Annotated in this window: 22 protein-coding genes and 1 tRNA gene; 11 read left to right on the top strand and 12 right to left on the bottom strand. The window is 45.7% G+C overall.

All coding sequences use genetic code 11. The features are described 5' to 3' along the window. Positions 1–17: 17 nt before the first annotated feature. The 7 genes from pilW to der all read left to right on the top strand — a co-directional run bounded on the left by pilW (position 18) and on the right by der (position 7,745). A complete protein-coding gene (gene pilW / locus L876_RS0119050; RefSeq protein ID WP_028765255.1) occupies positions 18–806 on the top strand; it encodes a type IV pilus biogenesis/stability protein PilW in 789 nt (262 codons plus the stop codon). Next, entirely contained in the window at positions 806–1,783 is a 978-nt protein-coding gene (locus L876_RS0119045; RefSeq protein ID WP_028765254.1) for a RodZ domain-containing protein, read from the top strand. Before pilW ends, L876_RS0119045 begins: the two co-directional genes overlap by 1 nt. Positions 1,784–1,802: 19 nt before the next feature. Further along, positions 1,803–2,918, top strand: a complete 1,116-nt coding sequence (gene ispG, locus L876_RS0119040) for a flavodoxin-dependent (E)-4-hydroxy-3-methylbut-2-enyl-diphosphate synthase (RefSeq protein WP_028765253.1) — start codon at positions 1,803–1,805, stop codon at positions 2,916–2,918. A 153-nt stretch (positions 2,919–3,071) separates the two neighbouring features. Next, entirely contained in the window at positions 3,072–4,343 is a 1,272-nt protein-coding gene (hisS, locus tag L876_RS0119035) for a histidine--tRNA ligase (RefSeq protein ID WP_028765252.1), read from the top strand. 15 nt (positions 4,344–4,358) lie between these two features. Next, entirely contained in the window at positions 4,359–4,982 is a 624-nt protein-coding gene (locus L876_RS0119030) for a tetratricopeptide repeat protein (RefSeq protein WP_028765251.1), read from the top strand. 11 nt (positions 4,983–4,993) lie between these two features. Next, positions 4,994–6,181 carry an outer membrane protein assembly factor BamB gene (bamB, locus tag L876_RS0119025; protein ID WP_028765250.1) on the top strand — a complete coding sequence of 396 codons (1,188 nt, stop codon included), beginning with the start codon at positions 4,994–4,996 and terminating at the stop codon, positions 6,179–6,181. Positions 6,182–6,275: 94 nt separating this feature from the next. Continuing rightward, positions 6,276–7,745, top strand: a complete 1,470-nt coding sequence (der, locus tag L876_RS0119020; protein WP_028765249.1) for a ribosome biogenesis GTPase Der — start codon at positions 6,276–6,278, stop codon at positions 7,743–7,745. A 117-nt stretch (positions 7,746–7,862) separates the two neighbouring features. Here the strand turns inward: der and L876_RS0119015 are convergent, their stop codons facing one another. The 3 genes from L876_RS0119015 to L876_RS0119005 all read right to left on the bottom strand — a co-directional run bounded on the left by L876_RS0119015 (position 7,863) and on the right by L876_RS0119005 (position 14,229). Further along, the gene (locus tag L876_RS0119015) at positions 7,863–9,866 is read right to left on the bottom strand and encodes a methyl-accepting chemotaxis protein (protein WP_028765248.1); all 2,004 of its coding nucleotides are present in this window, start codon (positions 9,864–9,866) and stop codon (positions 7,863–7,865) included. Positions 9,867–10,036: 170 nt separating this feature from the next. After that, positions 10,037–13,114, bottom strand: coding sequence for an efflux RND transporter permease subunit (locus tag L876_RS0119010; protein WP_028765247.1), 3,078 nt, complete (start codon positions 13,112–13,114; stop codon positions 10,037–10,039). A 2-nt stretch (positions 13,115–13,116) separates the two neighbouring features. Continuing rightward, positions 13,117–14,229, bottom strand: a complete 1,113-nt coding sequence (locus L876_RS0119005; RefSeq protein WP_028765246.1) for an efflux RND transporter periplasmic adaptor subunit — start codon at positions 14,227–14,229, stop codon at positions 13,117–13,119. A gap of 143 nt (positions 14,230–14,372) precedes the next feature. On the opposite strand from L876_RS0119005, the gene L876_RS0119000 reads away from it, so the two are divergent. Both L876_RS0119000 and L876_RS0118995 read left to right on the top strand, forming a co-directional pair. Then, complete coding sequence (locus L876_RS0119000; RefSeq protein WP_028765245.1) at positions 14,373–14,987, top strand: TetR/AcrR family transcriptional regulator; 615 nt, start codon at positions 14,373–14,375, stop codon at positions 14,985–14,987. Positions 14,988–15,115: 128 nt separating this feature from the next. After that, positions 15,116–16,018 carry a DUF6268 family outer membrane beta-barrel protein gene (locus L876_RS0118995; protein WP_028765244.1) on the top strand — a complete coding sequence of 301 codons (903 nt, stop codon included), beginning with the start codon at positions 15,116–15,118 and terminating at the stop codon, positions 16,016–16,018. 65 nt (positions 16,019–16,083) lie between these two features. On the opposite strand, the gene L876_RS0118990 is transcribed toward L876_RS0118995, so the two are convergent. The 6 genes from L876_RS0118990 to L876_RS0118965 form a co-directional block, all read right to left on the bottom strand. After that, positions 16,084–16,647, bottom strand: coding sequence for a chalcone isomerase family protein (locus L876_RS0118990; RefSeq protein ID WP_028765243.1), 564 nt, complete (start codon positions 16,645–16,647; stop codon positions 16,084–16,086). Positions 16,648–16,731: 84 nt separating this feature from the next. Beyond that, a complete protein-coding gene (locus L876_RS0118985) occupies positions 16,732–17,211 on the bottom strand; it encodes a DUF2947 domain-containing protein (protein WP_028765242.1) in 480 nt (159 codons plus the stop codon). A 38-nt stretch (positions 17,212–17,249) separates the two neighbouring features. Further along, positions 17,250–17,423, bottom strand: coding sequence for a hypothetical protein (locus tag L876_RS22815; protein ID WP_156029453.1), 174 nt, complete (start codon positions 17,421–17,423; stop codon positions 17,250–17,252). Continuing rightward, a complete protein-coding gene (locus tag L876_RS0118975) occupies positions 17,398–17,664 on the bottom strand; it encodes a hypothetical protein (RefSeq protein WP_028765241.1) in 267 nt (88 codons plus the stop codon). The genes L876_RS22815 and L876_RS0118975 overlap by 26 nt, the downstream gene beginning before the upstream one ends. Positions 17,665–17,885: 221 nt before the next feature. Further along, a tRNA-Arg gene (locus L876_RS0118970) sits at positions 17,886–17,961 on the bottom strand. Positions 17,962–18,039: 78 nt separating this feature from the next. Further along, positions 18,040–19,197 (bottom strand): flagellar assembly protein FlgT, encoded by a 1,158-nt coding sequence (locus tag L876_RS0118965; protein ID WP_028765240.1) that lies wholly within the window; start codon positions 19,195–19,197, stop codon positions 18,040–18,042. A 364-nt stretch (positions 19,198–19,561) separates the two neighbouring features. Here L876_RS0118965 and L876_RS0118960 point away from each other — a divergent pair, with 364 nt between their 5' ends. After that, positions 19,562–20,185: a FlgO family outer membrane protein gene (locus L876_RS0118960; protein ID WP_028765239.1), complete on the top strand. Its 624-nt coding sequence runs from the start codon at positions 19,562–19,564 to the stop codon at positions 20,183–20,185. Continuing rightward, a complete protein-coding gene (locus L876_RS0118955) occupies positions 20,182–20,628 on the top strand; it encodes an LPP20 family lipoprotein (RefSeq protein ID WP_028765238.1) in 447 nt (148 codons plus the stop codon). The genes L876_RS0118960 and L876_RS0118955 overlap by 4 nt, the downstream gene beginning before the upstream one ends. 81 nt (positions 20,629–20,709) lie before the next feature. Here L876_RS0118955 and L876_RS0118950 read toward each other — a convergent pair whose 3' ends face one another. From L876_RS0118950 to flgA, 3 genes are all read right to left on the bottom strand, one after another. Continuing rightward, a complete protein-coding gene (locus L876_RS0118950; RefSeq protein ID WP_028765237.1) occupies positions 20,710–21,135 on the bottom strand; it encodes a flagella synthesis protein FlgN in 426 nt (141 codons plus the stop codon). 6 nt (positions 21,136–21,141) lie between these two features. Beyond that, the gene (gene flgM / locus L876_RS0118945) at positions 21,142–21,459 is read right to left on the bottom strand and encodes a flagellar biosynthesis anti-sigma factor FlgM (RefSeq protein WP_028765236.1); all 318 of its coding nucleotides are present in this window, start codon (positions 21,457–21,459) and stop codon (positions 21,142–21,144) included. A 118-nt stretch (positions 21,460–21,577) separates the two neighbouring features. After that, positions 21,578–22,285 (bottom strand): flagellar basal body P-ring formation chaperone FlgA, encoded by a 708-nt coding sequence (gene flgA, locus L876_RS0118940; RefSeq protein ID WP_028765235.1) that lies wholly within the window; start codon positions 22,283–22,285, stop codon positions 21,578–21,580. Positions 22,286–22,366 lie beyond the last annotated feature (81 nt).

Genomic DNA, 22,366 nt, shown 5'->3' with positions numbered 1-22,366 from the left:
TACGAGATAGGCTTGCCATGATGCACCAAAAGCCAAAATTTTCGATTCTTTTAATCCTGACATCAATCATGGTGTCGGGGTGTGTTACCGAGCGAACATACAGTGGCACCGATGTGCCTGTGACCGAGCGTGCCTTCGATAATGTTACCGCTGCCCGTCAGCGAGTACAGCTTGGTTTGACCTATTTGAAAAAAGGTAATAGTGAGCAGGCAAAGTACAACCTTGATAAGGCATTGGAGTTTGCGCCAAATCTTGAAGATGTACATGTCGCATTAGCTTATTATTATCAATCTGTTGGCGAAATAGAGCTAACAGAGAAATCCTACCGTGATGCGATTAATGCCAGTGATGCCACTGGCGATTCCATGAATAATTTTGGTGTGTTTTTGTGTCAACAAGAAAAGTATGACCAAGCCGAAGAGATGTTTCTTAAAGCGGTTAAGATGCCTAAATACACCCGCTCAGCATCGAGCTATGAAAACCTAGGTATTTGTAGCCGTAAATCGGGCGACTTACAAAAAGCACAACGCTATTTTGGTATGGCCCTCAATTATGACCCTCGACGGGCGACTTCATTAATTGAGATCTCTGAGATTGAACTTGAACTGGGTAACTATTCGGCAGCCAAAGCTGGCCTGGCACGTTATCACAGAGTGGTGCCTGAATCAGCCCAAAGTTTAGCGTTGGGAATTAAAATTGAGCAAGGTCTTAATGATAGTGATGCAGTAAGAAAGTTTGGCATATTGTTACTCGCCAAGTTTCCTGCTTCATACGAGGCTAAGCAATATCGAGCAAGTATGCACTAATGACTGAAAATCAAACCGATATGCTCAAGGATGAAGCATCAAGTAACAAGGATGAGGCACCTACACCTAAATTAGGTCAGTTACTCAAAGACGCTCGCGAGCAGCGGGGAAGTAGTATAGCGCAGATCGCTGAGCAACTGCACCTGCGTCCATCCATTATTGAAGATATTGAAGCCGACAACTTTGAAAATATTGCCTCAGCCACCTACGTCAAAGGTTATATCAAAAATTATGCCCGTGTTGTGGAGCTAGATAAGACGATTGTAGAGCGGTGTTTGACCGAGTATTTTCCGGTGGCAAGTTCACCCACCATGCAGAGTTTTTCGCGTAAAACGACGCGTCAGGCGCGTGATGGTCGATTAATGATGGTGACTTATTTCATCGTCTTCACTTTGCTTGCTTTACTGGTGTTGTGGTGGGTTCAGAAGTCTGAGTTGATGTCGGGGATTGACTTGTCGACATTGACAGTGGAAGAGGTGGCTGACATTTCTTCCGATGTGGACGTCAATGCCGGCGAACCTAATGCTGCAATCCATAGCGCAGATGCGCAGGCTGCGACGGGTATTGAACCTGTGTCACGTGCCAATGTAAACCCTTCAGTATTATCATTAATTGATACCGACAGTGCGCCGCAGGGTAGTACTACAACAGAACTTCCCGAGGCAAGGTTAGCGCAAGTCTCCGCTACTGATACCGAGGTTACAACTGAGGATACTGCCGCGGCGCAAACAGCCATTGCTATCCGGTTAAGCAGCGACTGCTGGATAAAGGTCACAGATGCGGACGGCAAGACCTTAGTGAATGGGTTAAAGGTGGCTGGTAAAGAGCTCAATGTCTTTGGTCAGGAGCCATTTAAGGTTATATTGGGAGCACCTCAATCCGTCGCGTTGTCTATCAATGGCCAAGATGTCGATTTAGGTAAGTATCCCAGCGGCAAAGTCGCCAGACTGACACTATCAAGTCCAGTCAATCTTTGAAGTAGAAGAGTGAATTAAGATGTACAACGAGTCCCCCATTATTAGACGTCCATCGACCCGTATTTATGTAGGTGATGTGCCCATTGGCGATGGCGCACCGATTGCGGTGCAATCGATGACCAATACTCGCACTACTGATGTTGAAGCGACCGTTGCGCAGATCCGCGCTTTAGAAAAGGTCGGTGCCGATCTTGTGCGTGTATCGGTACCAACGATGGATGCAGCAGAAGCGTTTAAACTGATTAAACAGCAAACCAATATTCCCCTGATTGCCGATATCCATTTTGACTACCGTATTGCCCTTAAAGTGGCTGAATATGGGGTGGATTGTTTACGGATTAACCCAGGTAATATTGGTAATGAAGAGCGTATCCGTAGTGTGGTCGAGTGTGCTCGTGATAACAATATCCCGATCCGTATTGGGGTTAACGGTGGTTCATTAGAGAAAGAACTAATGGACAAATATAAGGAACCTACGCCAGAGGCTTTGTTAGAGTCTGCAATGCGTCATGTGGATATTCTTGACCGTTTGAACTTCGATCAATTCAAAGTGAGCGTTAAGGCATCGGATGTCTTTTTAGCGGTCGAATCCTATCGTTTGCTAGCGAAACAGATTAAGCAACCGCTGCACTTGGGGATCACTGAAGCTGGTGGCGCGCGTGCGGGCTCGGTTAAGTCGGCTGTAGGATTGGGCATGTTATTGGCTGAAGGGATTGGTGACACACTGCGCATCTCGCTAGCCGCCGATCCTGTCGAAGAGATTAAAGTGGGTTTTGATATCTTAAAGTCGCTACGTATTCGTTCTCGTGGGATTAACTTTATCGCTTGCCCATCATGCTCGCGCCAAGAGTTCGATGTGATCTCAACGGTAAACGAACTTGAGCAACGATTAGAAGATGTTGTGACCCCGATGGATGTATCGATTATTGGTTGTGTCGTCAATGGTCCCGGTGAAGCCTTAGTGTCAGATATCGGCCTTACAGGTGGCAACCGTAAGAGTGGTTACTATGATGATGGCGTGCGCCAAAAAGCACGCTTCGATAATGAACATATTGTTGAACAGCTCGAAGCCAGAATCCGCGCAAAGGTGGCGGTGATGGAAGCGAGAATCCCAAGCAAAGATATTACAAAGTAAAAGGGTGAACCACTGCGCCATTTCAACTGGTTAATAAGCCAAGTTGTGGTGCAGTTCACTGGCGCTAATCGTCAGTTTTGCGTTTATTCTTGTTGCGCCTATAATGCGAGGCGCTTTTTTTATTTTTATACCTAATTCGAATGAGTTGACACAGTGGCAAAACAGATCCAAGCAATACGCGGAATGAACGACATTCTGCCAACCCAAAGTCCTCTATGGCAAAAATTAGAAGCAGTCCTACGTGATACCGTTGCCGCTTATGGATACAGCGAAATTCGCACGCCGATTGTTGAAAGCACGGATCTATTTAAACGCTCTATTGGTGAAGTCACCGATATCGTTGAAAAAGAGATGTACACTTTTGCCGATCGCAATGGTGACTTGTTGACGCTGCGCCCAGAGGGCACTGCATCAACGGTACGTGCTGGTAACGAACATGGTTTGCTCTATAACCAGGAGCAGCGTTTGTGGTACATGGGACCTATGTTTCGCCATGAACGTCCACAAAAAGGCCGCTACCGTCAATTCCACCAGTTTGGTGTTGAGGTTTACGGTATCGGCAGCGCCGATGTCGATGCTGAAGTGCTAATGATGTCAGCACGTTTGTGGCAAAAGCTTGGGATCACTGAGCATGTCAAACTTGAGCTAAACACCTTAGGTGACCCTGCTGAACGTGCAAATTACCGTGATGCCCTTATTGCTTTTTTAGAGCAGTTTAAAGAGCAGCTTGATGAAGATTCTCAGCGCCGCATGTACACTAACCCGCTGCGTGTATTAGACACCAAAAACCCAGACGTACAGGCATTGTTAGCTGACGCGCCAGAGTTAATGGATTACTTAGGTGATGAGAGTAAGGCGCATTTTTCACATTTATGTGAACTACTTGACGCTGTGGGTATCCAATACACGGTTAACCCTCGCTTAGTGCGTGGTTTAGATTATTATAACCGTACCGTTTTCGAGTGGGTGACAGACAGTCTCGGTGCACAAGGCACGGTATTGGCCGGTGGTCGTTATGATGGCCTTGTGGGTCAGCTTGGCGGTAAAGATACGCCTGCTGTTGGTTTTGCCATGGGGCTTGAGCGTATCGTATTAATGCTAGAAACCTTAGCGTTAACCGAAGATGTTGCCGGCGCTGTAGACATCTATGTCACAGCTATGGGAGACTCTTGTCGCGTTGAAGCGATTAAGATTGCTCAAACTTTACGTGACGTGCCAGGACTTAAGGTCATGAGTCACTGCGGTGGCGGTAACTTTAAAAAGCAGATGAAGCGTGCCGATAAGAGCGGAGCAAAACTTGCTATCGTTATTGGCGAAAATGAACTGGCTAATAACCAAGTTGCTTTAAAGTATCTGCGTGAAGATAAAGAACAAGAATTGGTTGCACGTGATTCATTAGCAACTTACATTGCGGAACTGATTTAAAGAGGAAGAATTACAGTGGAAATTTATAGCACAGAAGAACAACAAGTTGATGCTATCAAACAGTTTTGGAAAGACTATGGCAGCTCTATCGTTATTGGTGCCGTCGTCGGCTTAGGTGGTTTATATAGCTGGAACTACTATTCAGATTATAAAGTCGCGCAATCGGAAGCGGCCTCTGAAAGTTTTCAAGCCATGAGCAATTCAGTTAAATCTGATACCAGCATGTTAGCGGCAGCTGAGAGTTTTGCTAAAGATCATGGCAGCCAGCAAGGTTATCAAGCACTGCTTGAACTTATCGTGGCTAAAGCGGCTGTTGAAAGCGGTGATCTCGCTAAAGCAGAGCAAGCGTTGACCAGCGTTATTGCTGCCAAAGCCGATGAAGGATTAGTTGCGGTAGCCACATTGCGTCTAGCTCGTGTTCAAGCTGAGCAAGGGCAATTTGCCACAGCAATAGCGACATTAGATCAAATCACTGTGCCAGCATTTAATGTGCAACGTGATGAACTAAAAGGTGACTTCTTAGTGCGCCAAGGCGAGGCTGATAAGGCCAAGAGTGCCTACCAATCAGCCATTGAAAATGGTGGCGCTACGGCTAGCCCAGCACTTCAAATGAAGCTTGATAATTTGAATAAGGCATAAGGATGCTGCCCATGAAGTCTTGGTGCAAAACGTTACTCGCATGTGGATTGAGCATTGGTTTGCTGTCGGCGTGTTCTTCTAGTGATGTAGAGGAAGAACCGATCAGTCCGTTGCCGCAAATTGAGGCAAGTGTCTTTCCACAAGTAAGCTGGAGTGCCAATGTCGGTAGCGGCGTGGGTGATTATTACTCAGGTCTGCGTCCTACTGTGCGCTACGGTAAGCTTTATGTTGTCGATCGTTATGGCGAGATCATCGCGTTTGACGAAGAAACCGGCAAAGAAGTTTGGAAAAAAGACATCAGTGGCGAGTTTAAACAGAGCTTACTGTCTAAAAACAAAGGTGCCCGTTTGGCTGCTGGTGTGACAGCGGCGCGTAACATGGTCTTTGTTGGTGGCGAAAGTGGCTTGTTTGGCGCGTTAGATGCTGAAACTGGCGAAGCCAAGTGGCATGTTGTAGCGGGAGGCGAGTTGTTATCTTCGCCTACTGTGGGTGAAGATGTGGTGGTGGTCAATACCAGTGCCGGTAACTTAGAAGCCTACAGTGTGGAAGACGGCGAGAAGCTATGGACTTATGAGAGTAAGCTACCGACGCTAACACTGCGAGGTACAGGCTCTGCCGTATATGAAGCTGGTGGCTTCTTCGTGGGTACTGCTGACGGTAAAGTGGCTGTTGTGATTAAGAGCAATGGTCAAGCTGCCTGGGAGCAAGCGATTTACACTCCAACCGGTGGCAATGAGTTTACGCGTATGGCCGACGTCGATATGCAACCGCTGATCATTGGTGAAAACCTTTATGCGGTGAGTTACAACGGTAACTTAGTGTCGATGGAACTGCGCAGCGGCCGTGTCGTTTGGACCCGCAAATACTCTAGCTTTAATGAGTTAGCGTCATCAGGGTTAAACCTGTTCTTAGTCGATGACCACAGCCGAATCTACTCAGTAGATCGCCGCAGTGGTTTAGAGTCTTGGAGCAATGGTGACCTGACCAATCGTAACCTTACTTCACCCGCGGTATATAAAGATTATATTGTTGTCGGTGACTTTGAAGGTTATCTGCACTTTATTAATCGTGCAGATGGTAAGATAGCTGGGCGTGTTCAAGTGGATAGTTCAGGATTATTTAGCCAGCCGCTAGTAATAGATGATAAAATCTATGTACAGACGCGTGGTGGCAAGGTCGCTAGAATAACGCTTCCATAAGGCGCACTAAATAGTTTATAGAGCCCCTGGACGTTAGTGCTGGGGGCTTTTTATTTTAGATTTTCAGAAAGATTTGTAGATTAGAGGCAAGAAAATGATTCCAGTAGTGGCCCTCGTTGGCCGACCAAACGTAGGTAAGTCGACCCTATTCAATCGTCTTACGCGCACCAGAGATGCCTTGGTAGCTGACTACCCAGGATTGACTCGGGATCGTAAGTACGGCCGTGCACACCTTTCTGGTTATGAGTTTATCGTGGTTGATACCGGTGGTATTGATGGCAGCGAAGAGGGTATCGAAACACGCATGGCTGAGCAGTCGCTGGCGGCGATTGAAGAAGCCGATGTGGTACTGTTTTTGACCGATGCTCGTGCAGGATTAACCTCAGCCGATGAAGCGATTGCAGCGCATTTACGTCGCCGTGAAAAAACCACTTTTGTGGTGGCTAACAAAGTTGATGGTATCGATGCCGATTCTGCTTGTGGCGAGTTTTGGGCCCTTGGCTTAGGCGAAGTGTATCAGATGGCTGCGTCGCAAGGTCGTGGTGTCACCAACATGATTGAATATGCATTAGCACCTTATGCCGAAGCTCTCGGTTTAACTCGTGATGGTGAAGAGGGCGAGCCTGAAGAGGAGCGTGAATACACCGAAGAGGAAGCGGAAGCTGAGCAGAAGCGCCTACAAGATCTACCGATCAAACTGGCGATTATTGGTAAGCCGAACGTGGGTAAGTCAACATTGACTAACCGCATCTTAGGTGAAGAGCGAGTGGTGGTTTATGATGAGCCAGGTACCACCCGTGACAGTATCTATATTCCCCTTGAGCGTGATGGTCAAGAGTATGTGATTATTGATACCGCTGGTGTTCGTCGTCGCAGTAAAGTGCATGAAACCGTCGAGAAGTTCTCGGTGATTAAGACATTGAAAGCGGTAGAAGATGCTAACGTGGTACTGCTTATTGTTGATGCCCGTGAAGGTATTGCAGAGCAAGATTTAGGGCTATTAGGTTTTGCCCTCAACGCTGGTCGTGCGTTGGTGATTGCCGTGAACAAATGGGATGGTATCGACCAAGAGGTGAAAGATCGTGTTAAGAGCGAACTAGACCGCCGTCTTGGTTTTATCGACTTTGCGCGTATTCACTTTATCTCAGCATTACACGGTACGGGTGTTGGTCACCTGTTTGAGTCAGTGCAAGAAGCCTATGAGAGTGCAACCCGTCGCGTCAGCACCTCGATGCTGACCCGTATCATGCAGATGGCGCAAGACGATCATCAACCGCCATTGGTTAATGGTCGCCGTGTTAAGCTTAAATATGCTCATGCGGGTGGTTACAACCCACCAATTGTTGTGGTGCATGGTAACCAGGTTAAGAAACTGCCTGATTCATACAAGCGCTTTATGATGAACTACTACCGTCGTTCACTAAAAGTGATGGGAACGCCAATTCAGGTGCGTTTCCAAGAGGGTGGCAACCCGTTTGAGGGTATGAACAGTAAGAAGCTAACGGTAAGCCAAGAGCGTCGCCGTAAGCGTATGATGACTCATATTAAAGATACTAAGAAATAATTTTATTTCGACTATCTGTCCCAAAAGGCCAGCGATGTAAATCGCTGGCCTTTTTTGTGTTTGGCTTATTGTTGCTTAGCTAGTAGCTAGTAGCTAGTAGCTAGTAGCTAGTAGCTATTAAGCTCTAAATACGCCAATTTGTTGTTTTATTTCTGCGGCTAAGTCAGAGAGTCCTTGCGCCGCATCAACGGTATCGGTGGCGCGCTGTTCACCATCACGTGCCAGCTCAGTGATTTGATGCAAGTTACGGGTGATCTCGTCGGCTACAGCACTTTGCTGTTCTGTGGCACTGGCAATGCTGCTCGACGCAATGGCTAACTCACCAATGCTGATAGTGATTTGATTGAGTTGCGTAGCGGCTTCCTCTCCTTGGTCTGCGGAGGCCGCACCGAGTTGATGGCTTTGTCCCATCTGCTCTGCGGTAATTTTAATCTGTGACTGCAGCTCAGTGATGGTTTGACCAATCTCAGAGATTGATGTTTGAGTGCGCTGGGCAAGGGTGCGCACTTCGTCTGCAACAACTGCAAACCCTCGGCCTTGTTCACCCGCTCTCGCCGCCTCAATGGCCGCATTGAGTGCCAGTAAGTTGGTTTGCTCTGCAATACTATTAATGACTTCGGTCACTTGGCTAATTGCTTCGCTTTGCTTGCTAACGCTTTCGACACTGACATGGCTGGCATCTAGCTGCTGGCTGAGTGTCGCTAGCCCTTTGACCACATTGTCTAAGGTTTGGTGACCCTCGCGCGATGCAATGTCTACTTGCTGGCTTTTTTGGGCACCATCACCTGCATGGGTCGCTACATCCCGAATTGAGGTAGACATCTCCTCTATCGCGGTGGCGATTTGGTCGGTTTGCGCCATCAGTGCTTGCGCTTCATCGCCGTTGAGCCGTGCAATTTCCTGGGCGCTTCGGGCTTGATTCTCTAATGTGTTGACCGAACTTTGTAGTGCGTGAATTAAGGCTTTTAAACTGTCAGCCATTTGTGAGGCACTAATCGTTATTTTATCGACTTCATTATCGCTGTTTTCGCTTGGCATAATGAACTGCTGGCTGAGGTCTCCTTGACCAAGTTGGGTTAGCTGTAGTTGTAATGCGCGCAGCGGCTTAAGGGTTCTAAGCAGTACAAAAGAGAGCAGCAGTGTAATAACGAATACGCCAATGGTGGCCACAGCGGCATTGATACTTAGTAGCTTTAAACTCTCCTCGTTAAGCTCACGCATTTTGGCTTGACCCAGTAAGGTCCATTTCCAACCCGGAATAGTGAGTGTATAGGCATACATTGGCTCTTTATTGTCGTTAAGGTATTCCCATGAACCTTTGTCTTGTTTTACCTGAGTCAACGAAAGGCCATCGAGTTGTTGTTCGGTAAGTTGGGTGCCAGGCGCTTGGTGTGGATTGGCGATAATGCTGTTATCGATGTTGCGTATCAGAGTAAAGAAGCCTGACTCTTCAAGGCGAAGTTGATTCATCGAGCGTTGCAGTTCGGTGAGTGAGTCAGAGATATCAAATCCGATATAGAGAATACCGATCGTGTCGCCTTTAGGCCCTTCGATTGGACGGTAAACGGTCATGTAATCGCGACCAAACAGGTTTGCGTAACCTTCGTACTCTTTGCCATTGATGAGTGCGTTGTACCCAGGGTGTGATTTACCTAAGTATGTGCCAAGCGCTCGTTTGCCGTCGGCTTTTTTTAGCGAGGTGGAGATACGGATAAAGTCATCACCATCACGAACAAATACCGTTGCGTTGCCGCCAGTTAAGTTTGAATAACGATCGACCTTACTTTTAGAGGCGTTAATCTGCTCTTTTTCATGCACCAGTGCAGGGGTTGGTTTCCCTAAGACTCTGACCGTCTTGTCAGGCTTAAAAAATTGTCCTGGATACATGGCGCGTAACACATCGGCGTTGCGCCTTGCTAGCATCAACAGACTGTTATATTGCAGTTCGATAAGATCGGCGGTGCTTTGCATCTGTGCTTGCATAGCTGTCTTACCTTTCTCTTCGAGGACCTTGGCGGCGGTAATGTAGGATACGCTGCTTAAAATACCAAAGACAAAAACGGTGAGGACAAAGGCTAGCACACCAATCTGTTTTGCGATTGGCCAATGTTTATAATTCATCTTATTAGTCCATCTCATTATTATAGTTGGCTTAATCTAGCGAAATAGAAAGATGAAAGTTTTGATATAGGTCTAATTCAAATTAATAAGTTAGAAACTAGTAGGTTATTTGTTTGTGTTTGAGAACAGACGCTCATCACTCATGGGATAAGTGATGAGCATAGCAAGGATTATGCTGAAACCTGTGTGGGTTGCAACGCATTATCTTTGGGGGCAGCCTTCATGACTAATTGATACATAGTGGGGACCCAAATGAGTGATAGTAGAGTGGTCAATAGGGTGCCGCCAGCGATGGCGATGGCGAACGGAGGCCAGAAACCGCCCCCTGCAATGATCAGTGGGAGAAAACCACCGATAGTGGTGATGGTGGTAGAGCCAATATGGCGCCCACAACTGCTGACCACTCGGACTATTTGCTCGGTGGTCTCAGCGCGAGCGTTAGGCATATCTTCCAGTTCGGCCAAAATCACGATGGCTGCATTAATGGCTAACACCATGAGTCCTAATAAACCAATGATCACGGTAAAGCCGAATGGATAACCAAACAGATAGACGGCTAATAGCCCCAAACCTGCTGATTGTAATGCGCTGAGCAGAATTATCCCTGTCAGCCTAAAGGAGTTGAATGATAGCACCACGGTTGCCAGTAGCAGGGTGACGACCAAGACGATATTTGACAGTAAATTCCCTACAGCTTCATTGCGTTTTGCGCTCTCACCGCCTACTTCAATCTGATAACCAGCTGGTAACTTAATGGCGTCAATTCGGGCTTTGGCATCGTCGAGCACTTGTTGAGGCAATACGCCGCTAGTGAGGTAGGCCTCGACAGTATTGACTCGTTGACCATCTCGTCTAGGAATCGCCCCTAAACTGACATCGATTCGGCTGCTTGATAGCGCTGATAGCGGAATGCCATTGCCCGTAGGTGACAAGAGGTTTATCTCAGAAAGTTTAGACTGTTGCTCTCGGTTAATATCTTGGGTGCGGACTCGGATGGGCAGCGACTCGGTTTGTTCGAGTATACTACCGCCATTAATGCCCGTTGTGGCCATTTGGATCTGGTTGGCAATATCGGTGAGTGATAGGCCACTCATTAAACTGGCATCCTCATTTAATTGAAACCAGACTTTCGGTGCTCCAGCACTTAAGGTTGCGCGGGTATGGATCACATCATGGGTGGTGATCAGTACCCGGCGAACCTCATCACCTAGTTCACGCAACTTATCTAAATTGGGCCCATAAATTCTCAATTCGACAGGGGCATTAAAAGGCGGGCCTTGTTCCAGTTTTCTAACTAAAATTTGGGCTTCGGTAAAGGTCTCGTCAAACTGGCGCTGCAATCGAGGGATCAACATGTTGGCGGTGTCAAAATCCGCCACTTTGACCATTGCTTGGGCGTAGTTACTCGCACCTTGCTGACGTTGTAAAAGGTTGTAGTAAAAGGAGGGAGTATTACCGCCGATCACCCAGTCAAGTCGTTCAATCTTGCCCGTATGTCTAAGTTCAGCGTCGATGCGTTCAACCAATTTTCGAGTGTAGTGAATACTTGACTGTGGTGGTAGATGTACCTCTATTTGAAACATATCTCTGTCAGAAGGCGGGAAAAACTGCTCGGTCATTTGCCCAGCAGCCATAAATCCTGAAATTGGCAATATACCTATAATAAGTCCCGCGAGAAGAGGGCGTTTAAGTGCTTGATGTAAAGTGAATGTAAATGCCTGACTGAGCGCAGGAAAACTGATGCCTTTTTGATACCATTTACTAGCCGTACCTGTAGAGCCAAATCGACCTGCGAGCCCTGCAATAAGGGTATGGGAGATAAGGTAAGACCCTAACAACGCAAACATCACAGAGATAGCGATACCGCCAACAAACTCCCCAGCAGCGCCAGGCATGAGTACAATAGGCGCAAAGGCGAGCATGGTGGTAATGGTGGAGCCTGCTAAGGGTAACCACAGGTGCTTAAGTGTGTCGGCGACCGCAGTGAGCTTATCAATGCCTTGTTGGCGGCGCTGAGCAATGGCATCGACAATAACAATCGCATTGTCGACCATGATCCCCAAGGCAACCACTAGCCCAGTTACTGACATTTGGTGTATTGGTAAGCCAATGTATTTCATACAGGCAAGGGTGAATAGCGCCGTTAATGGCAGTGACAGTGACACAATTACTGCATTGCGAAGCCCTAAGGTAAGCATTAATACGGCAAGAATAATAACAAAACCTAGCAATAGGCTACCAATTAGATCACTTAAGCGCTGAGTGGTATACCCCTCTTGGTCAAAAAGCCACTCAATTTTTATATTTGACGATAGCTCACCATTCATCTGCTCAACCACTTTGTGCACCCGCTGTAGCCATAAGTCGACACGAGTATTATTAAGCATTCTTGCAGAGACCATTACCCCTTGTTGTTGGTTGATTAAGGCAATACTGCTCTCTGGGGTTTTGGGTTGGCGCAATACCTTAGCGACTTCAGATAAACGCACTATTTGGCCTGAGGCGTCCACTTTTAGCGGGACTTGCTTAATGCGAGTTACCGAGTCGAGTTCACCTGAAACTTCAACCAAGGCGCGAAAATTCTCATTATTGATTTCGCCAGCGGAGACTTTAGTGTCAGCATTGGCAAGAATTTGTGCAATAGCAGCAGAAGTCAGCCCTAATTGATTAACGCGATTACCGTCCAGTTGCACTAAAATCTCTTCAGTGGGGGCACCGTAGAGTTTGACAAAGTCGGTACCGCTTACAAGGCGTAATTGGCTTTGCAGCTCTTTTGCATAACGATTGATGATATCTAGCCGAGGCTTGCCACTGCCTGCCCATACTAAACCAAGGATGGCAGTGTTGGCATAGCCAAGTTGATCATCAAGCAAGGAATTTTGTGCACTCAGTGGCAGTTTGGCTTTGGCGTCACTGACTAAGTCGCGTGCACGAGACCACACGGGATCGGTTTCTGTTACGCTGTCTTTTAGCTCAAGTTGAATGACTGAAATTCCTGGGTGTGACGTTGATTGAATAAGCTTTAGCTCCTCTAAACGTCGCAATTGGTTTTCTAAAACTTCAGTTACCAAGGCTTCAACACGTTCGGCCGATGCGCCTGGATAGTGGGTGACTACCGAGGCGAAACGGTTGGTAATGTTGGGGTCTTCCATGCGAGGAAGACTATTTATCGCACCCAGCCCTGCGACAATCAGCAGGGCGATGACAAGGCTGGCTAAGCGTCCATTTTCTACCAGAGCTTTAATCATCATTACCTCGATGCCACATCTGTATTAAGTGTCACGACTTCACCGACCACTAGCTTATGTAATCCATGGGTCACATACATTTCGTTGTCCCTGACAGCCCCGGTGATGTAAGCCTGCTTGCCGCGAGTGTAGAGGATCTCAATGTCACGACGTTCAATGCGGTATTGGCCTTTCTCCTCTTCAACCAATACGTAAATGTTCCAAAGTCCACGCAGGCCGTCTGTTAATGAAGATAGTGGGATCCAATAACCTGACTGTTCGATACGCTTTCCATAGTTAAGGTACGCCAACTCACCATTGATTACCGGAGCGTCAGTAGGCAGGGTAAAACGCACAGGTACGGTACGCGTGACTGGGTTGACTTCTGCCCCTATACCGGCAACGGTGGCGCTATAGTTAGTATCGTTAACGCGCAGTGGCAGCTTTTGGCCATCGTTAAGAGCTTGAGCAATATTCACTGGTACGCCAATAATGGCTTGTGGATTGTTCAGTTGGATAAGGGTAAATAGTGGGGAGCCAAGTGCTACCACTTCGCCTAAGTTGTTATTACGCTTTGCGATGACGCCATCAAACGGGGCGATGAGTGTTGATTTTTCTATACGTAGTTGATTAGCGGCAATCGATGCCCTGAGTCGTTGCCTTGCCGCTTTCAAACTGTTGAGCTGTCCTTTTAGCTCATCTAAAGTTTGCTCTGAGGTGTAACCTTGTTTTTTGAGTTCCAGACTGCGGTTAAGCGTGCTTTTGGCTAAATCAAGATCGGCACTGTTTTGCGCTAAGCTCGCTTCAAGCTCTTGTTTTTCAGCTAAGAGTAACGATGTATCTAACTGGGCGAGGAGTTGGCCCTGTTTGACGCTGTTACCGCTATCAACGGCTAATAGATTAATTTTACCTGCGAGTTCAAAACCGATGGCGGTGGTGTTTCCTGATCGAATGTTACCAGTAAATTGTTGTTCGATTTCATAAGCGCTTGCTTCGATCAGGGTGTTGCTGGCCACTTTGGTAATTTGAATCTGTCCAACGTCGGTAACGGGCCCTGGTTGACACGCACTCAAGGTGCCAGTGATTAAGACAAGTAGGGCGGCGCGACGACGTGATGCGACGTTAAACATTTTCATTCTGATACGCTTCCATGGTTAACAGTAGGTAATAAAATCGTTAAACTAGACTTGGTAGTCTAATTTGTGTGAACTAGACTGTCTAGTCTAGTTTGTGTGAAAATATGTCGATATTAACAAATCACTTAATGTGTGGAGAGTAAATGGTCCAGTCATCAATTAGCCGAAGCGAACAGAAAAAAGCGCAGATTTTGACCGCGGCAATCGACCTGTTTTGTGGCCAAGGTTTCCCTAACACGAGTATGGATGAGGTGGCTAAAAAGGCGGGAGTGTCTAAGCAGACGGTCTACTCGCACTTTGGCAGTAAAGACGATCTGTTTATTGCATCGATAGAGTCTAAGTGTGTTGTACACCAAGTGACCGATGAGTTATTTACAAATCCTGATGATCCCGTGTCGGCATTAATGCAGTTTGGTAGCTATTTTGGTGAGATGATTATTTCGCCCGAGGCATTAGACGTATTTAAAACGTGCGTAGCGCAGTCAGATTCACATCCTGAGATCTCTCAGTTATTTTTTAACGCAGGCCCACAACATTTACTCGGTTTACTAGAGCGCTATTTTATTGAAGTGGAACAACGCCACACCTATCGTTTTGGTGATTGCCGTGATGCTGGTGTGCGACTGTGCTTGATGCTGTTTGGTGAAATGCGACTAAAGTTAGAGTTGGGTTTGCCTGTGGATGATCTGGTGGCTAACAGAGAAACCTATATTCGTGACACTGTTGCGATGTTTTTACGTGCATACCGTTGTGATTAAGTTAGCTAGAGAGTGATCGTAAAGTTAAAAGCAAGCGTATTAGGTCTCTGATAATCAATATAAAGCTTTCAAAGTTGCTATGATGTTCATAGTATAAAATGTCATTAACTGTTGCTAATGGAGTTGGCATGAAAATTCGTACACAGCCCAATTTACTGTCTCTATCTTTGCTGCTTGCAGGCCTTGCGCTGGTGCCAGCCTCCCATGCTGCGAGTAAACCGTATTCCCCCTTTAGTGTTAGCGTTTCTCGTATTAGCACAGGTGATGCCGACATAGGTGATAGCAACTTGCAACTACAACGTGACACATGGTTGTTTGGGGCCAAAGCCTCAATCCCGTTAAACCGTGAGTGGTCAATGAGTATGAGTGCAAGTTATGACAAGCTAGATTATGACTGGGGAACACGTGGCGGCAGCTTGTTTGGTAATGGTGTCACCACATGGCCTTCAGTTGACCGTTATAGCGCTAGCATAGGCGTTAGTTACCGACCTAACAAACAGTGGATGTTTCTCTTTGCGCCAAAGATTCAGTATGCGTATGCCGACGGAACTTCATCTTCTAATGCCCAAAGTTATGGTGTGGTCGCCTCGGGGATGTATCGCTTCGAAAACGGCAATATGTTGGGACTAGGTGTTGCTTACTTAAATGATATTTCAGAGGTTCGAACCGTTCCCTATTTGGCCGTTAGTTGGCAAGTGACGGAAAACCTAAAGTTAAGCAATCCATTTTCAGCAGGCTTTAGTGGTCCTGCGGGCTTGGAGCTAAGTTATCAATTAACGGATGATGTGGATGTCGGTATTGGCACCTCAAAACGCACACAGCGTTTTTTAGTCAAAGATGATGAAACCACCATGGAAATAGATGAGTGGGTCAGTTTTCTGCGAGCGGGTTGGACTGCAACCTCATCCTTGTCATTTAATGGGTATGCTGGGTACTACTTTAATGGCGAACTGGAACTCAGTGACCCCAATAGCAGTGAGCAGATTGATAACCAGATGGCGCTGGCATTTGCTGCCGAATACAAATTTTAATAGTGGATAGCAAAAAGGCCAAATCATCGTGACTTGGCCTTTTATTTTAATCTGTACTTTTGTATTTATGATTGACCAAGCATCGCTTTCTTTAAGCTTTTTTGAGCAGGTTTATCTCCCAACCAAATCTTAAGCAGTGCTTGGCGAAATAGCTCCCCTTCAATGGTGGGCTGCTGTTGGCCATTTTTATAGGCGGTAACGCCAAACGCTTTTGTGGCTGCAAAGGTAAACTGGTCACCCTCTGCTATCTCATCGGAAAATAGCGCCATAAAGGTATCAATTTGTGCTTGGATGTTGGCGACATTTCCGTCAGTCGCATCATCAAATCCGTCGTTGATGGCATCGCTCATCTTGTCTGAAGTGATCATTCCAGAAGTCATATTGAGACGAATAACAACGATTGGTGCGTTAAGGATGTCATCAATGTTTGTGGTGCGTTGCGGCAGGTAAAGGCTACCAACGTAAAGGTCCATGAAAAATTTGCTGCGAACACCTGCACCATTTAAGTTTAGCGTATGCTCAGAAACCGAAATTGACTCGGCAATATCGACATCGGAGATGACCCTGGCTTGAGCTTCAGCATTCATTAGAAATAAAACGACTAACGCTATCTTAGTGAGGGACTTCATAAAACCTCTTTGTCTTGGCCGAATATGTTGACCGTTAATATTGAGTTTGATGATGGACTAATTAACTTGCCGCGCAAAGATTGACTAGCCACGGTTGCCTATTTGGTATTCGCCACTTTGATGAAAAAATGCTGCTTGTTTTTTCTTGGCAGAGATCAAGAGTGGACCGTCGTCAAAAAATAGAAAGCACTTCCAGTTGCGCACAAAAACGTCCCAACGTGTCTCAATGACGAGGTATTTTTCGTAGCAGAAATAGACTATCGTGTCGTCGGGCCAATCGAAATGGCTCGTCATCATCTCAGGTAGTGCGTCGTCTTCGCTGTCCCAAGCACTCTGCCAGTCTTGGAGCTCACTCCACACATCACCTTTAGCGGCCCAATCCCCTTTGGCAAACTGTTCTGCGCGGCTACTCTTGTTGCTTATCCACTTGTTCCACACTTCCATTGATGACTTTTGGTCTAAAGGCTTAACGAGTGCCTTGTCATCATCGGTCACAGGGAGATCTTTATGGTTAAAAATCCATTTGCGTTTGTATTGTTCCAGTGGAATGTAAGTATGTGCCACAAGGCCTCGCTATTGGGGAATGAATTATTCGGCGCTTATTATACGGTTTGATAGGCAACAAAGGAAATGAAGTGAAACCCATACTTTTCTCCAAGCGCTTTCACTTGTGGAAACAGTTTTTCTGCGGCTTGGCTAGGTTTTTTAAAACTACCTTGTTGGTAAAGCTCTATAGCACTGGCTTTGGTTTTAGCACCAGCTTGGTGACTGGCCATTTGGGTTTATGGCAAATGCTTTTATGATTTCTTCTTCGCTTACATCTTGGGGAACTATTTTTTCATAAGCTTGTGCGGCTGTAATGTACTTAAATAGATTGCTGACAACCGATTCGATCTCTTGAGGTAAATCGTCTTTATTAAATTCTTTAGAAGTGCGAACTGGATTAGAACTTAATAAAATATCGACTAAGGCTTGTTTATCCAAAGGTAGATTGAGTGGGGAAAACTCTTGACTCATTTGATGTAACTTCCATGTGATCTCTTAATAGAGAAAACTATTAGAAATGCCGTGAAAAGTCTACAACTGAGGTTAACTGAGTAAAACAGGCGTTATTCAACTAATACCAAGAGAATGTATAACAAAAAGTGCTAAAAAGGCCTGTTCTATGGCGGCACAGGGGCGGCACCAGATTTGTTAAAATCGTAAGCGATTGAATTTTATGGGTAAAAAGGCCTATCTGGTCTCCCCACAGGGACTCGAACCCCGATCGATCGCTTAGGAGGCGACTGCTCTATCCTGTTGAGCTATAGGGAGACGTCAGTGATTATACTGTTTTTCATCTCGATGAAAAGGCTTTAGATTTAGTTGCTTAAATAGTGCACTAAATGTCTGTTATATTTTGATCGCAATGTCGTTAATTTGTATATTAAGCGCTGCATTTGCGCCTTCTAGCACTGCAGTGGCACTCTCTTGTGTGACCTGATCAATCTTAATCGTTGCCCGGCTTTTTCCTGCAACGGCTCTCATATTGTCGAGTCTATCAGGCAGATTTTGTTGCAGCACTAATTGGAAACTATCACCGACTTTAATGCCATTGTTACGGCCAAGATTGATGATCACTCTATTGTTTTGCCGAGAGACGATTTGTCCAAGCAGTGGGCGGCAATTTAGGACGTTATCGATATCTTCACTAGCCTGCATCAATACACTATCGATGTTTTTACCGTAACTGGAAGCCCAAAAGCGATTGCTGTGCGCTGGCACGGTTATTTGCTTCTCAAACTCCCACAATGCTGGTGAATTGTAATATTCGCTCCAAATCTGCTCGCCACTAATGCCATGATAAAGTGATAAGCGAAGTTGAAATTGACGTTGTGGGTAGCTGTCCCATAAACCAAACATGCTGGCTTCGATGGGATCTGTTGAGATATCAATGATTTCAGGTAACAGCACATATTGGCTGTCTGTTATTTCACTCAGCCAGCTGGGGAGGCGATAACCTCGAATATCGACCAAGGACTGCTCAATGTCTAGCCGTTCATTAGCATGAACATTTGGGAAGCTGGCTTTGGCTTGGTTGCGCATGATGAAGCCGAGTCGCTCTGACATCGCTTTTTGTAAGTTTCCAAGGTTGCCATAACGTAATTGGGCTCTATCGCTAATTTGAGCCTGAGGCACTAATATGGCGGCTTTTAACGGGTCTAGATGGCACTTTTCATCTGTTGACGCAATAATATCTACACGAAGGTTGACGGTAAGAGTTTGTTTTTCTATGCGCTCATTAAGTAATTCAACGTGAGAAACCTGGGTTTGATTAGACATTGAAAACTTATCTTGGGTAAGTCTACCATTTTGTGTTTGTTGCTCGCTTGAGAAGCTACCACCAGAGCGTAACGCAACGTAGCTTAACGCTTGTTCAATGGCATCCTCTCGAGCTTGTGTGATATTGCCATTGATGATTTTTGCTTGGCCTGTTGCCTCAATCCATTGCGCGCTAACGTTAAAATGCAATAACGCAGTAATGATGATCAGTAGGTGTAGTGGCTTCATGGTTCTGTCTCAATCGTTGTTATCTATGGCGCTAAGTTATGTTGAGGTGCCAAAATGATGGCGTTAGGCCATGACATTTAGACATCGCGCTAGCTCTCTAATGCATAAGCAATAAGTGTGCCTCTATTTTGCAGTTTTAAAGAGTGGTTGCTAAAGCTTCTATTGTGTGGGTCGATAAAGCGATGAGGGCTCAGTAACTCTATTAGCCCATGAGGTCGATAATGAAGATTAGTGTTTATTATACTTATCCAGTTGTTGGCGCATTTATTGCTTTAGATTCATTACTTATTATTGACTGTGCTTAGATATATCGCCGCATAGTTTAGTGAAAGTATTAAAGATGACTTTTTTATAGGACCTTACCATGCGTAATGCTCTCATGTTGTTCTCACTAGTACTGCTTGGTGCGTGCTCATCTCAAGATGCGATTCAGGACCATTTTATTGACGGCAATAGTTTGCCGTCTAATTCTGCCGTGAATTATTTAACACAGCAGATTGCTAACGAACTCGTCAGACAAAACGATCAACTTACCTCAAAGCAAGCGCTGTTGGTGGCAACGCCAGTGTTGTTAGATGACTTGACCACGACCAACCCTTTGGGGTTGCAGATACAACAAGGGCTTATTACCGCGATGCACGATCATCAATTCAATTTGGTTGATCTCAATGTGGGTGAAAATGTCAGCGTAACCAATGAAGGGGAGTTGTTGTTGACCCGAGATTGGCGCAAGCTACCTGCAGACTTGCCTGTTGAGCACGTGCTGGTATCGACCATGAGTCTGTCGATGGACATGCTAGTTGTTAATAGTCGAATTGTGAATGTGACCAATAATCGAGTGGTGTCCGCGGCGGCGTCAAGTGTGGGTGTTGCCCAATTACCAGGTTACCTCAGAATGGCTGAAAAAGTGACCTCGAAGGATGGTAAGTTACATCGAAATAGTCAGCCTGGACAGGCGGATATCCAAATAATAGGAGCGAACCAATGAAGACGTGGGTTTTAGCTATCGGTCTCTTGTTAGTGGGCTGTGCCTCGCAAGATAGATATATACAGTGGGAAACCGAAGCGCCAGAGTCATTTCCAAAGCTGACAGCCATTGGGTATGCACCACTCGATACACAGCCGGCCAAAGAGCAATCGCAACGGGTGTTAATGGCTATGCAAGCCTCTAAGATTGCTGCTTATCGAGAGTTAGCAGAGCAGGTTTATGGTCAGCAGTTATCGGCATCAAGCCAAGTACGCGACTGGATGCTGTCCGATGATAGTATTCAAGCGTCGGTATCTGGTGTCATTAGAGGGGCTAAGGTAGTCAAAAGCTATCCAGCAGGTGAGCACTATGTGACTGAGTTAGAACTGGACTTTTCTCAGGTTTGGGCGCTGTATCAGCAACAAAATCGGCCACAGAAAGTGAAAGAAGTGACCTATTTTTAAGCTTTATCTAATGAATAAGGTTGGTCTAACAAAAAAAGCCGCGATTAAGCGGCTTTTTTATTCGTTATTTTTAGTCAGTCGTTAGGCTTTTAAGTTATTACCTAGCGTTGAAATAGTCGAGGTTTTACCCTTTTGGTCATAGGTGAGGCTCGAGGCGTTACGACTGGCTTGCAGTGCTTGTGAAAAACGATTTAGGCTGGCCATACTGTGCTCTATCAGTTTGCCATTTAACGCATTGAGCGTTTTACACTCTTCAAGTAGATTGGTTGCGTTTTCGACCTGTTTGACTATGTCGGCATTGGTTTTCAGTTCAGCGTTATCAGGATGAGCCGATAAACTTTCATCGTTTAATTTGATCTCATTTAGCAATTTGGCTTTATTGCTAGCTAGGCCAAGCAACCGATCGGCATCTTGTTCGATCAAGGCGGCTTTCTCTGCTTCAATAACCTCTTTTAGGTTAATAAGTAGGTTATGTTGATTAACGATGATATCGGCTATTGAATTCATAAACGCTTAATTGAGATCCCTTAATTCATTTTCAAACTGTTCGATGTTACTTGCCAGCTTTTCTGCGTCGATTTTGTAACGACCTTCAGCAATGGCAGCTTTAATTTCTTCTACCTTTTTGATATCCACTTCTGGGATATCATTGAGCTTAGCTTGTGCACTTTGAAGTTGCTGCGCTTGAGACGTGATTGAAACTGAATCACCTTTAACCGTTTGAGCCGCTGCACCAGCTGCTTGGCTTGAGCTCTGCTGTGATTTATTAGCTGAAGAGGTGCCAACTCTATTATGTGTGCCCGTATTTACGTGCTTAATATCAATAGCCATTTTGTATTCCAATTTGAGTAAATGAGATCAACATACTTGTGTATCGGCACTTATTCTTAAAGCTTTAGACAAAAAATTTAAATTAGTATAGATTTTCCTGCAATTAAAATCACCTATCTTACATTCTAACTTCCACACTGCCCACGCCAACGACGATGGCATCTATAGTTTTATGTGAGCTACTGTTTTTTATTTGAATTCTATCGCCCAAATTACCGTCTCTGATCGCTTCCCCTGTGGTTTTTATCTCAAAGTTACCTGAGCGCGCGTAGATTGAAACCATGTCACCAGCACACACAAAGCAGAGGTTGCTGCTAAAGATGGGTTGGTTTGGCGCTATTCTGCGTTTAACGCGGGTGCCAGTGACGTTGTCAACCGCATCAAATTGTTGTCCTCTAAGGGTGCTTTGCTCAACGTAAGCTAATGTCACCTGGTCTGCGCTGATAAGATCACCTGGACCTAGTGTATCTGTGGCTACCACTACAGGAAATAATATATCGACTCGGACAGAAATAAATATTTGCCATGGGTATTGCAAGCTGGCGGTATCACAACTAATTTTGACTGTGTTATTGCGACTAATCGCTCTATCACTGGCTATTTCGGCAGTGAGGGGAGAATTACAAAGCGGTGGTGATAGCCTATTGTCTAGGCTTTGGGGGCTAATTTTAACCTTTGCATTACTGGGTGCGGTTATCTTTTCCTCGACAACCGCTATAGCTAAACGTGAGATGGTCGATAAAGAAGGCACACTCGCTTCTTCTGCGGCGATGACTGGCGCAATGGAGAGTGAAACGATTAAGAAGCATATTAATTTTACTTTCATATTGAATAGACTAGCTTGATTAGCCAGATTACACCTATACTTTGTGGGCGACCTGAATCTTTGACATTTTTTGATAGAAAT

It is taken from the genome of Shewanella colwelliana ATCC 39565 (genome assembly GCF_000518705.1).
In the GTDB taxonomy this organism is placed as follows: Bacteria; Pseudomonadota; Gammaproteobacteria; order Enterobacterales; family Shewanellaceae; genus Shewanella; species Shewanella colwelliana.
The sequence above is the reverse complement of the archived record's forward strand: the minus strand, read 5'-3'. Positions and strand labels throughout refer to the sequence as shown.